Annotated in this window: 11 protein-coding genes; 5 read left to right on the plus strand and 6 right to left on the minus strand. The window is 73.5% G+C overall.

Annotated features, from left to right (window positions below; all coding sequences use genetic code 11):
• Positions 1 to 31: 31 nt before the first annotated feature.
• From ABT354_RS18125 to ABT354_RS18135, 3 genes are all read right to left on the minus strand, one after another.
• Entirely contained in the window at positions 32 to 193 is a 162-nt protein-coding gene (locus ABT354_RS18125; protein WP_351494778.1) for a hypothetical protein, read from the minus strand.
• 59 nt (positions 194 to 252) lie between these two features.
• On the minus strand, positions 253 to 1,023 hold the full coding sequence (locus tag ABT354_RS18130) for a Stf0 family sulfotransferase (RefSeq protein WP_351494780.1): 771 nt from the start codon (positions 1,021 to 1,023) through the stop codon (positions 253 to 255).
• Between the two features lie 243 nt (positions 1,024 to 1,266).
• Positions 1,267 to 2,307: a chymotrypsin family serine protease gene (locus ABT354_RS18135; RefSeq protein ID WP_351494782.1), complete on the minus strand. Its 1,041-nt coding sequence runs from the start codon at positions 2,305 to 2,307 to the stop codon at positions 1,267 to 1,269.
• A gap of 300 nt (positions 2,308 to 2,607) precedes the next feature.
• On the opposite strand from ABT354_RS18135, the gene ABT354_RS18140 reads away from it, so the two are divergent.
• The 5 genes from ABT354_RS18140 (at position 2,608) to ABT354_RS18160 (ending at position 8,326) form a co-directional block, all read left to right on the plus strand.
• Positions 2,608 to 3,555 (plus strand): ATP-binding cassette domain-containing protein, encoded by a 948-nt coding sequence (locus ABT354_RS18140; RefSeq protein WP_351494784.1) that lies wholly within the window; start codon positions 2,608 to 2,610, stop codon positions 3,553 to 3,555.
• Positions 3,552 to 4,325: an ABC transporter permease gene (locus tag ABT354_RS18145; protein ID WP_351494786.1), complete on the plus strand. Its 774-nt coding sequence runs from the start codon at positions 3,552 to 3,554 to the stop codon at positions 4,323 to 4,325. Before ABT354_RS18140 ends, ABT354_RS18145 begins: the two co-directional genes overlap by 4 nt.
• A gap of 375 nt (positions 4,326 to 4,700) precedes the next feature.
• A complete protein-coding gene (locus ABT354_RS18150; protein WP_351494788.1) occupies positions 4,701 to 5,717 on the plus strand; it encodes a polyprenyl synthetase family protein in 1,017 nt (338 codons plus the stop codon).
• A 102-nt stretch (positions 5,718 to 5,819) separates the two neighbouring features.
• Positions 5,820 to 6,995, plus strand: a complete 1,176-nt coding sequence (locus ABT354_RS18155; RefSeq protein ID WP_351494790.1) for a terpene synthase family protein — start codon at positions 5,820 to 5,822, stop codon at positions 6,993 to 6,995.
• Positions 6,992 to 8,326 (plus strand): cytochrome P450, encoded by a 1,335-nt coding sequence (locus ABT354_RS18160; RefSeq protein WP_351494792.1) that lies wholly within the window; start codon positions 6,992 to 6,994, stop codon positions 8,324 to 8,326. Before ABT354_RS18155 ends, ABT354_RS18160 begins: the two co-directional genes overlap by 4 nt.
• A gap of 47 nt (positions 8,327 to 8,373) precedes the next feature.
• Here ABT354_RS18160 and ABT354_RS18165 read toward each other — a convergent pair whose 3' ends face one another.
• The 3 genes from ABT354_RS18165 to ABT354_RS18175 form a co-directional block, all read right to left on the minus strand.
• The gene (locus tag ABT354_RS18165) at positions 8,374 to 9,714 is read right to left on the minus strand and encodes a cytochrome P450 (protein ID WP_351494794.1); all 1,341 of its coding nucleotides are present in this window, start codon (positions 9,712 to 9,714) and stop codon (positions 8,374 to 8,376) included.
• Between the two features lie 289 nt (positions 9,715 to 10,003).
• Entirely contained in the window at positions 10,004 to 10,960 is a 957-nt protein-coding gene (locus ABT354_RS18170) for a Gfo/Idh/MocA family protein (protein WP_351494796.1), read from the minus strand.
• A complete protein-coding gene (locus ABT354_RS18175) occupies positions 10,957 to 12,111 on the minus strand; it encodes a zinc-dependent alcohol dehydrogenase (protein WP_351494798.1) in 1,155 nt (384 codons plus the stop codon). The genes ABT354_RS18170 and ABT354_RS18175 overlap by 4 nt, the downstream gene beginning before the upstream one ends.
• Positions 12,112 to 12,119 lie beyond the last annotated feature (8 nt).

Consider the following 12,119-nt stretch of genomic DNA (forward strand, 5'->3'; position numbering starts at 1 on the left):
CGACGCACGTCGCTCTGAGGATCCGGAGGATCTATCGGATCACATCGTCCTCGTTGTGGGAGGCGATGTAGGTGTACGCGTGGTAGGCCCCGCCGATCTTCAGCTCGCTGGACTCGATCACTTCAAGTCCGTCCAGCTCGGCGAATTCGTCGGCTATGACATCCGTCGTCGCCTCCGGCATGACAGTGCTCATCGGTCCCTCCTCGCATTCGGTGACTGGTATCTGGCACGATAGCGCGGTCCATCGAAGCGTCAATGGGGCCTCGGTAAACGGAATCCGGTGTCCTGCTGGAAGCGTGCGACCCACTCGTCCGTTGTTCCGTCGGCCTGGCGGCTGATTCCGGGTGGCGGAATATATGGGGGAGTCTCGACGCCGAGAAAGTCAAGACAGGTGCGGACGCCTTCCTCGTAGTCCGCGACGAGGTCTTCGTAGACGACGACATGGGGGGTGATTCCGTACCGTTCCGCATAGGCGTCCCAGGTCCCGGTGTCGTCTTCGAGCATGCGCAGCCGGCGGCCGATCTCCTCGTGGTCGTAACGGGGCGCCGACCTGGCACGGCCGGTCGGGAGATGGGTGCCGTCGACGATCCAGACGCCGGTCTGCTCGGCGATCGTGTACGAGATCGCCTGGCGCAGCCGGTCCCTCCGCTCGACACGGATATAGCGGGGGGAGGCGAGAAGGGTGTGCGGATCGGTCTCCAGATCGGCGAGATGACCGGCGTGGATCTTGATGCCGAAAACCCCGTTGGGGCTGGTACGGACCCTCATCAGGGCGCGGATATGGCTCGCGGGCAGTCCGTCGGCGTCATCGGCGGTGAAGCCCCAGCGTTCGAAGTAGTCGAGGACATAGGTGTCGGCGAGATAGTCCTCGGGGAAACCGGCGACGCCGGTGTGCCAGAGCGCGCGGGCGAGCAAATTGCTGCCGCAGCGGGGGGTCGATGCCAGGACATAGCGGATCGGCGGCGTCCCGGAGAAATGCGGAAAATCAAATTCCGGTCCGTTGGTGCGATAGCGCAGCGACAAGGCGGCGGCTCCTCGGGCGGACACGGGAGGGACGCGGTACGGGCGGCCGACCGTGACCGGCCCACCGGAGTCGGGGGACGCCACAGATCTTCGGGGGTTCGGCGGGTCCGCCGCAAGACCGTGGCGGCGGTGGCCTCGCGGCGGCCGTACGGGAGCCCAGGCGTCCGGGCCCCGTACGGCCCGCCGGTCGGTGAGCCGGCCGGTCGGTGATCCGGTTGCCCGGCCGGTCGGTCGGCCCGCCGGTCAGCCGGTCACGATGGTGAGGCCCAGCACACCGGACAGCCGCCCCCAGGAGGTGACATAGCCCGTCGTGCCACTGGCCAGGATGACCTGACCCCGGGCATGGGCGCCGCTGGCGTTCTTGGCGTAGAAGGGGGCGCCCTGGTCGCCCGGTTGTGGCAGGACACCGTCGTTGAAGACGACGACCGGCGCCATACAGCCGCTCGGTCCGCACAGCTGGCCATTGGTGCTGATCACCGTGTGGCCGCACTGCTCGCCCGTGGTCCGGCCGCTGTGGCAGTAGCCGGCGCCCCCGACGACGGGCTCGCCCGCGGAGACCACCGGAATGCTGGTGGTGCTGGTGACGGGCCCGGTGAAGATCCGTCCCGCGTAGCTCCCGCCGCCGATCAGCACCGCGTCCACGGCGGGCTGCCGCACGGCGACGGTGCCGTAGGCCTGGGCACCGGACTCGGTCACCACGGCCGCGCCGGCGGGGAAACAGCTCGCGGAGCCCGTCATGAGGACCGTCCCCGCGCCGTTCCGCACCGCGAAACCGGAGGTGCAGGGCCCGGTGCCCGCGGTCCGGATACCGCCGCCGCCGTAGAAGGGCGGGGTGTCGTCCCGCCGGTGGTACAGGTCGAGACCGGGATCCCGGACGGGGCCGGTGGCCGGGGCGCGCAGCGGTGCGGTGGCGCGCCGTCCGGCGACCTCGGTCACGACCTTCGGGGGCGCGTCGGACTCCAGGACGATGCGGCCGGTGGTGCGGTCGAGATAGCTGGCGAAGGTGTACGCGGTGCCGTGCGCGACGACCCGGGCGGCGATCCGTTTCTGGAGCCGGGCCAGTTCGGGCACAGCGCCGGGGGGTTCCGGGCGGAGGGCGGCCGCGGCCCCCGCGGTGCGATCCGGTGCCGTCCGCGCCGTCGGGCCGGGGGAAGCCGGGTCCTGGCCGGTGCCCCGGGCCGGTTCGGTCCCCACCGTCAGGAGTGCGACGAGCAGGACACCGACCGTCCCGACCGCCCCGGCCGCTGTGCTCCGCCACCCTGTTCCGCTTCTCGTCCGGCGCATGGGAACCCTCCTGGATCCGACGGGCCCCGGCCGGGCGGCGGGGGCCCTGACACGCATCGTCCGAGGAGCGGCGGGCGGACACCAGGGGCGCGGGCGCCGACGGCCTGTCCGGTGGAGGCATCACGGGGGCGCGCGCCACCCCCCGCGCGTCGCCGCCGACCGCCCCGCGTCCGCCCCGGGATCCCTCCCATCACCCGCTAATCAAGTTTGACTAATCTTTCCGGGGGTCCTACGGTACCGGTCCTGGTCACAGGTGACTTCCCCTTCTGGGGGGGGCGGTCGGAAGGGACGGACGGACGGATGACGAGTACCGACCACGACGCGATCACTGTCGAGGGCGTACGGAAGAGATACGGGGACAAGGCGGCCCTGGACGGGCTGGACCTCACGGTGGCGCGCGGCACGGTCCATGGGGTCCTCGGTCCCAACGGGGCGGGCAAGACCACCGCCGTGCGCATCATGGCGACCCTGCTCCGGCACGACGAGGGCGTGGTGCGGGTCGCGGGTCACGATGTACGGACCCGGGCCGCCGACGTACGGCGCCGGATCGGGCTCCTGGGGCAGCACGCGGCGCTGGACGAGGAGCTGAGCGGCCGGCAGAACCTGGAGATGTTCGGCCGGCTCCATCACCTCGGCGCGCGCCGGGCCCGTACCCGGGCGGACGAGCTGCTGGAGCGGTTCGGTCTCACCGACACCGGCCCCCGGGCGGTCACCCGGTACAGCGGTGGCATGCGCCGGCGGCTCGACCTCGCCGCCTCTCTGATCACCGACCCGGAGGTGCTCTTCCTGGACGAGCCGACCACCGGTCTCGACCCGCGCGGCCGGGCCGAGGTGTGGGACGCGGTCCGCTCGCTCGTCGGCGGCGGGACGACGGTCCTGCTGACCACCCAGTATCTGGAGGAGGCCGATCAGCTCGCGGACCGGATCAGTGTCATCGCCGCCGGGCGGGTCATCGCCGGAGGCACCCCCGACGAGCTGAAGGCCCGGCTCTCCGGCGACCGCATCGACATCGTGCTGCGGAACGCCGACGATCTGGCCGTCGTCGCGGAGCTGCTGCCCTTCGGCGCCGCGCTGACCGTCGACCCGGACCGGCTGCGGCTGAGCGCGCCGGTCACCGACCGCATGGCGGCCCTGACCGAGGCGGTCCGGGTCCTCGCGGCCGCGTCCGTCGAGGCCGAGGACATCACGGTCCGCCGCCCCACGCTCGACGAGGTGTTCCTGCACCTCACCCAGGAGGTCTCCATATGATCGCGTACTTCGTCAGCGACTCCTGGACCATGACCCGCCGGGAACTCGCCCGCTGGGCGCGGATGCCGTGGCAGGTACTCATCGGGCTGGTGTTCCCGGTGATGATGCTGCTGATGTTCGCGTATCTCATGGGCGGCGGCAGGGAGGTGACGGGCGACTACCTCACCTATCTGATGCCCGGCATCCTCGCCCTGACCGTCGCCTTCGGCCTGGAGTCGACGATGACCAACCTGACCCAGGATCTCAACAAGGGGGTCATCGACCGCTTCCGTTCCCTCCCGATGGCCTCGTCGGCGGTCCTGGTCGGCCGCAGCCTTGCGGACATGCTCCAGTCGGCGGTGTCGCTGCTGGTGGTGGCGGCCGTGGGCGCCGCGCTCGGCTGGCGCTGGGAGGGCGGCGCGGCGGCCTTCCTCGCCGGCTTCGGACTGCTGCTGCTGATGCGGTTCGCCATGCTGTGGATCGGTATCCATCTGGCGATGCTGGCGGGCCGCGCGGAGCTGGTGCAGGCGGTCCAGATCCTGGTCTGGCCGGTCGGCTTCCTCTCGACCGCCTTCGCCTCGCCCACCACGATGCCCGACTGGCTGGGCGCGGCGGTCCAGTGGAACCCGCTCTCCGCGACGGCCACCGCCGTCCGCGACCTCGGCGGCCTGGACACCCCCGGCGGCTGGGCGGCCGACCACGCCGTCCTGCTCGCGATCGGCTGGCCGCTGCTGCTGGTGGCGGTCTTCTTCCCGCTCGCGGTGGGCCGCTTCCGGGCGCTCAGCCGGTAGTCCCACCGGACGCGTCCGGCCGGTGGTCCCGCCGGACGCGTCCGGCCGGTGGTCCCGCCGGACGCGTCCGGTCCGGCCGGCCGATTCCGCCGGTCGCCCGGGCGACGTCCGAACCGCCGGGCTCCCCCACCATCCGCGCTCACATCAAGGGCGGCGGCGCGACCGGCGATCGTCTTTCTGTTCGGGCCGTGCCGCATGTCAGGTGGACCGCACGGGCGGGCACGCTACCCGTATGCCCGTATCAGCACCCGCGGACGAGCCACCTCTCATCCGCCGCGCCCGGACCGTCGGGCCCGCAGTGCGCGACTCCCGGCAGACCGTGTCCCAGAGCGGCGTGGCGCGCACCGGGCGCCCGTACGCGGGAAGAGGTGCGCGATGACCGGGGCCCGTGACTGCCCGACGATCCTGGCCCACACCGCGACCACCGTCGGACCGCTGCTGCGCTCCCGGGTCTGCCGGCTGCCCCGGCGGATCCGTCATGTGTGCGGAGTGCACTTCGGCTGGTGGACCGAGCACGGTACCGCCCCTGACACCCTCGACACCCGCAAGCTGATCCGCCCCGCCCTGACGCTGCTGGCGTGCCAGGCCGTCGGCGGCGCGGCACGGGACGCGCGTCCGGCGGCGGTCGCCGTCGAGCTGGTCCACAACGCCGGACTGCTCCATGACGACATCATCGACCAGGACCCCCTGCGACGCGGTCGGCCGGCCCTGTGGGCCGCCCAGGGGGTCCCGGCGGCGATCCTCGCCGGTGACGCCCTGTTCTTCGCCGCCGTCCAGGCCCTCGTCGACGCCCCAGGGGCGGACCGCTCCGTCCCGGTGCTGCTGAACACCGTCCAGGGACTGATCGAGGGCGAGTACCGGGACGTCCTCCTGGAAACGGGGGACGACCGGGAGCACGAGGCGCTGCGGGTCGCGGTCGCGAAGACCGCCGTCCTGCTGGCCTGCGCCTGCGAACTGGGCGCCGCCGCGGGCGGGGCGGCCCCCGCCCGGGCCGGGCACCTCAGGGCCTTCGGCCACCATCTGGGCATCGCCTTCCAGTGCGCCGACGACCTGCTCGGCATCTGGGGCGACCCCCGGACCACGGGCAAGCCCGCCCGGTCCGACCTGCGGCACCGAAAGGTGTCACTGCCGGTCGCCGCCGCCATGGCCCAGGACTCGGCGCAGGCCAGGCAGTTGCGCGAGCTGTACCGGGCCGGTGCCCCGCTCGGCGACGACGACTGCGCCCGCGCCGCTGACCTCATCGAGCGGACCGGCGCCCGGGAGGCGACCGAGCGCCGGGCCCTCGGCCATGTCACCGACGCCCTGCGCCACCTCGACAGCGCCGAACCCGACCCCGTCCCCGCCGCCGAACTCGCCGCCCTCGCCCATCTGGTCGTCCACCGCGACCGCTGACGGCGGGCCCGGCGCGGCGGCGCGACCCGCCGCCGCGCGGGCCCTCTCCCCGCGCGGCACGGACCGGCGAACCCCACCCCTCCGACCGAGGAAGCGCGCCCGATGACCCACTACACCCTCCCTCCGCTCTACTGCCCGGTCCGGTCCGAACGCCATCCGGACGCCGAGTCGATCCAGGATCGGACGATGCGGTGGATGCGGACGATCGGCCTGTGCGCCACACCGCAGGCGGAACGCGCCATCGGCAACATCATGGCCGGGGACATGGCCGCCCGCTGGTCCCCCCGGCAGCCCCGGGAACGGGTGCAGTGGGTCAGTGACTTCTGGTGCCTCGGCGCCTTCCTGGACGATCAGCGCCTCGAAGCGGCTGAGAGCGCCCCCGCCCTCATCGGCCCGTTCATCGGCGAGCTGTGGACCGTCATCTCCGACCACCGCGGCCACCGTCCCACCGACGCCGACCCGCCCCTCTTCCGGGGGGTGTACGACATCACCCGCCGCGCCTACGAACTGGCCGGCCCCCTTCAGGCCGACCGCTATGTCGCCGGCTTCGGCGCCTGGCTGCTGGGCGTGATCCGCGGCGACGCCCGCTGGGACCGGCTCGCCCTGGGCGACTTCCTGCGGTACCGCTTCGGGGCCGTCGCCGCCCAGTTGATGCTGGACGTCGCCAACGTCGCCTGCCTCTCCGCCGTACCGGCCACCGTCTGGCACCATCCCAAGACGGTCGCCGCCGGCCGGGCGGCCATGATGACCGCGGCCCTCGACAACGACCTGGTCTCCTACGGCAAGGAACACCTCCGCGCCCAGGCCACCGGAGTGTGGCCGGGCCCCAATGTCGTCCGCTTCCTGGAGGTCAACGGCCACAGCACCCAGGACGCCTTCGCCCGCACCGCCGAGATCCGCAATGGCCTGATGTGCCTGTGGCGGCATCTGCTCGCCGAACTGCTGCCGACCGCCGATCCCGCGACCACCGGGTTTCTGCGCGGACTCGACCTCCTCGTCGCCGGCAACCTCCGCCACCACCTCACCTCCAGCCGCTACCACAACCCCGACGGCCGGCACCCCCACGCCGTCACCTTCCACGCCTCCCGCACCGAGCGGTGCCCGGTCACCGACCACAGCCCACCGGCGCCCGCCCTCGCCTGGTGGTGGGAGCAGCGGGAGGCCCCCTTCCACGCAACGGCCCCCGCCGCCCGCACCTCGGCGGACCCCGCGCCGGACGTCCCGCCGGACGCCTCGTCGAAGAGCGCCCCGGCGACGGCCCGGAGGAGGACCCCGTGACCGCCCGGCATCCGCCCGCCCCCGTACGGGTGGCACCCGGGGGCCTGCCCCTCGTCGGCCATGTCCCCGCACTCGTCCGCGCTCCCGCGCGCTGGCTCGCGGCCTGCCGTACCACCGGTGACATCACCGAGGTACGCCTCGGCTCACGCCGCGCCTATCTGCTCTCCACATCCGAACTCGTCCACGAGGTCCTCGTCGGCCAGGGCGCCCGCTTCGACAAGGGCGGCCCCCTGTTCGACCGGATCCGCGAGGTCGGCGGCAACGGTCTGGCCACCGCCCCCCACCAGGAGCACCGCCGTCAGCGAAGGCTGATCCAACCCGCCTTCACCCCCGCGCACATCGCCGCCTACACCGAGGCCATGCGGGACGAGAGCGCCGCCCTGACCGCGCGCTGGCGGCCCCGGGGCGAGATCTGCGCGCTGACCGAGATGCACCGGCTCTCCGTCGGCGTCTTCAGCCGTGTCCTGCTGCCCGGCGCCGACATCGCGGACCCCGTCCGGCTCGCCGAACAGACCAGGTCGCTCTCGGACGGGATCGCCGCCCGCGCCCTGTTCCCCTGGTGCGACCGCCTGCCGCTCCCCGCCAACCGCCGTTTCCACCGCGCCCGGCGCCAGATCCTCGCCGCCGCCGACGCGACCGTCCGCGCCGCCCGCTCCCGCCCGGACCACAGCCGGCTGATGGACGCCCTGCTCGGCTCCGACCCCGACGGCGGTTCCCTCACCGACCGCGAACTCCGCGACCAGGTCGTCATCCTGCTCGCCGGCGGCACCGAGACCACCGCGAACACCCTCGCCTGGATCTTCCACCTCCTCGCCCGTCACCCGGCCGTCGAGAGCCGCCTCGCCCATGAGCTGGACGGCGTGCTCCACGGCCGTCCCGCGACCCCCGACGACTTCCGCGCCCTCCCCTTCACCCGTGATGTCGTCCTGGAGACGATGCGGATGCGGCCGGTGGTCTGGCTGCTGACCCGCAGCAGCACCACCGAGGTGGAGCTGGGCGGCCACCGCTTCGCCGCCGGCACGGACTTCGTGGTCAGCCCCTACCAGCTCCAGCACGACCCGGCCGTCTTCCCCCGCCCCGACTCCTTCGACCCGGACCGCTGGTCCGCCCCGGTCGCCCCGGCCCTGCGTCAGGCGTGCCTGCCCTTCGGCGCCGGCCGCCGCAAGTGCATCGGCGACACCTTCGCCCTGGCCGAGATCACGATCGCCCTCTCGGTGATCGTCCCGCACTGGCACCTCCGGCCGGTCGGGCGCGGCCGGCCGCCCCGTCCGCGCTTCCGGACCACGCTCGCCCCGCACCACCTGCCGATGACGACCGTCCCCCGTCGCTGACCCCTGCCACCGGGCCCCTCGGCGGGGCCCCTCCGCCCCCTTCCTTGCTACCGGGCGGTGACGCGCAGCCGGAGGCGCCGGGGGACGACCACTCCGCCCAGAGCCGCGCGGGCGGGCCGTTCGGAGACGGGGCCGATCTCCCAGTCGGCGAGCAGGGCGGCGAGGGTGGCCGTGGCGGTCTGATGGGTGTAGCGGTCGCCGATGCACCCACGCGGGCCCGCGCCGTAAGGGAGGTAGGTGGTGCGGTCGGGTTGCCGGTCGGCCCACCGGCCGGGGTCGAAGGCGGTCGGGTCGGGGTGGTGCAGCGGGTTCCAGTGATGGGTGTAGGGGCTGATGGCGAGCTGTGTTCCGGCGGGCAGGGGGGTGCCGCCGAGGTCGGTGTCGGCGGTGACGGTACGGGTCAGCAGCCAGATCGGGGTGTGGAGTCGGAGTGTCTCGGTGATCACCTGGTCGGCCGGGGAGGGGTCCTGCCGGCCGTCGGCCGCCGGGGGAGTGACCGGGGGCACCCGGGCGAGGTCGCTGTGGAGCCGCCGCTGGGTCCCGGGGTGGCGGGCGAGTTCGTAGAGGGTCCAGGAGAGCAGTCCGGCGACGGTCTCCGTACCGGTCAGCAAGAAGGTGATCACCTGGTCGGTGACCTCCCGGTCGCTCAGCGGCCGGGTCCCGTCGTCCGCCGGGCCGGGGCCCGGGGCCGGCAGCAGCCCGGAGAGCAGGTCCTGATGGTCGGCCGGGTCGTCGCGGCGGGCGGCGACGATCCCGGCCACCGTACGCCGGAGCCGGGCCAGGGCCCGGTGGTAGCGCAGGGTGCCGGGGGTGGGCACCCTGCTGAGCGCCCGGGGGGTGAGCAGCCGCCGGAGCAGACCGTTGACGACCAGGGCGACATCCTCGGGGACCCGGTGGGCGGCCCCGCCCGGCAGCCGGGCGCTGAACATCGTCCGGGCGATGGCCCGGCAGGTCATCGTCATCATCGTCCGCTTGACATCGATGACCTGGCCGTCGCTCCAGCGCGCCGAGACCTCCCGTACCGCCGCCGTGATCGCGGGGACATAGGCGGGCAGCCGGGTGGGATGGAAGGCGGGCTGGCACAGCCGGCGCTGGCGCCGGTGATCGCGGTGGGGGCAGGTGCCCAGCCCCGCGCCGACGACCTCGCCGACGCGGTCCGCGTACGGTCCCCCCTTGTCGAAGACGCGATCGTCGGAGAGCACGGCCCGGGTCAGGGCCGCGTCGCAGACCAGGACCAGGCGATGGGGGCCGAGCCGGAGCCGGACGAGGCCCCCGGGTGCGGAGAGCGAGGCGAGAAAGCGCTGGGGGTCCCGCAGCAGTGCGACCGTGTGCCCCAGCAGCGGCAGATGACCCGGGGCCAGCGGAACAGCGGAGAGATCGGCGCTCATGTCGCGTCCTTGTCGTATACCTCGGTGGACGGGCCGCACCTGGCTCGGCGGCGGGCGGCCCCTCCGGTGACGGACATCCTTTCCGCGATCCGGAGGGCTGAACCGGAGAACGGGGACCCCGGGTCGGCCCCTGCCGAAACCGCCGGAAAGCAGTCCTCCCGCCTCGTCCAGCCGTTCGGCCATCGGCCGGATGTGCGTACCGGCGGCCGGATATACATGCCTTCGGCGGAGGCGCCCGGGGCGAGCATCCGCGTACCGCCGGCTCCCCGTACCGCCCTCTCCGCTGCGGTCAGAACTCCCGTATCGCGTCCAGGGTCCCCGCCACGGCCAGTGATTGGTCCAGCGGTACGAGGAACGCCGAGCGGTCGCCCACGACGGCCCGGGTCATCTCGGCCGCCATGAGCGCGTACGGGTCGACGGGCGGGTAGCGCCGGACCTCGGTGCCCCGGGGCGTCTCCACCCGGAGCCCGGCCGGCTCCCGGCCCGCCGTGAACGGGTGATCCAGGCGGAGGGCGCCGTCGGTTCCGGTGATCACGAGTGCTTCCCGCCCCGTGCCGGTGAGGGACGCCAGCAGGGCGGCGGTCCCCTGGCCGAAGCGGAGTTCGGCGTGGGTCCGTACGTCCGCCGAGCCGCCGGGCCAGGTGTCGCGGCGCACCCCGGTGACCGTGGGCGTCGCCCAGCCATAGGCCGCCAGGATCGCGCCGGCCGCGTAACAGCCCACGTCCAGCAGGGCGCCCCCGCCCAGCGCGGCGTCGCGGCGGTAGTCGCGCGGGCCCGGGTCGGCGCCGTCGAAGACGGCCTCGACATGCCGGATCCCGCCGATGACGCCCTGCTCCAGCAGATGTGCGAGGTCCCGGGTCCGGGGGTGCCAGCGATTCCAGGCGGCCTCCACCAGGAGCCCGCCCGAGGCCGCCGCCGTCCGGGCCATCGCCCTCACCTCGTGCGCGGACAGACCGAGCGGCTTCTCGCACAGCACGTGCTTGCCGGCCTCCAGGGCCCGTACCGCCCAGAACGCGTGGGCGCTGTTGTGCAGGGCGATATAGACGACGTCCACCGACGCGTCCCCGATCAGGGCCGCGTAGTCGGTGGTGGCGCTCTCCGCGCCCAGCGTCGCGGCCCGCCGCCGGTCCCGCGCGGCGGCGGCCCGCAGTGCGGCACCGTCCAGGCTCCGCACGGCCGGCCCCACCTTGGCCGTGGCGATATGGCCGGCGCCCAGGAAGCCCCATCCGACGACGGACGCGGTCACCGCAGCGAGCCGCTCGGCTGCCGGACGGTGCCGTCCGTCTCGCCGGACAACGGCCGTTCGGCCGGAGAGCCGGGCAGCGCTCCGGTGGTGATGGACGGCTTCATGCCGCCGTCGGTGCCGTAGTGCTCGAAGGCGTTCCGCACGCCGTCCTCGTCGTCGAAGGCGAGCCGTGAGGTCACCACCGCGTCGGCGTCCACGACACCGCGGGTGATGAGGCTCAGCGCGATCCGGGCGACATGGGCCGATCGGCCCATCGGGAACGCCCTGACATCGAAGGGGGTCCCCCTGAGCCGCAGCCCCTTGGCCAGGATCATCCAGGTGCTGATCGACTGCGGCAGCCCGGTGGCACCGTAGACGACGTAGTCACCGCCGGGGCGCAGCAGCCCCATGGCGAGTTCGCGGGAGTCCGGGCCGTCGTGGGCGTCCAGGTGCGGCAGGGCGTCGAAGACATAGTCGGCGTACTGGTCCCGGTGGTCGGCGATCAACGCCTCGATCTGCGGGGTCTGCCGCCCGGGGTTGAGTACGGAGGTCGCGCCGGCCGCCGTGGCGCGGTTCAGCCGGGCGTCGTCGAGGTCGAGGGCGGTGACGGAACGCACCCCGAAATAGCGCAGCATGACCTGGAGGGCGAGTATCCCGCTCGGCCCGGAGCCGAGCAGGACGCAGTCGTCGCCGGGCCTGGGCGCGTTGAGCAGCAGTGAGCGCAGCACGGAGGTGAGCGGCTCGATCAGGGTGGCGAGATGTCCGGGCAGTTCGGGTGGTACGACGACGGCCGCGGCCTGGTGGGCGTCGTGGAAGTGCCGCTGGGTGTACCAGGTGGTCTCCCGGGCGGCGGTGGGGCGGGCGAACAGCGGACGGATGGTCCGGTAGTCGGCCAGCCCGCCGAAGTCGGTCTGTCCCCAGTAGCACACCCGGTCGCCCTCGCGCAGGACACCGCGCAGGTCGGCGCCCACCTGGACCGCCCGGCCCACGTATTCGTGCGCGGGGACGACCGGCCAGGCGTCGGGGAACAGATGACCGCGGAAGTAGGAGATGTCGGTCGAGCAGATCGACACGGCCTCGGTCCGCAGGGTGACCTCGTCGGGGCCGCACCGGGGGTCGGGAACGGTTTCCAGGCTGAGCCGGCCGGGGGCGGACAGCAGATATGCGCGCATGGAGCTCT

Source organism: Streptomyces sp. NPDC000594, assembly GCF_040299965.1.
In the GTDB taxonomy this organism is placed as follows: Bacteria; Actinomycetota; Actinomycetes; order Streptomycetales; family Streptomycetaceae; genus Streptomyces.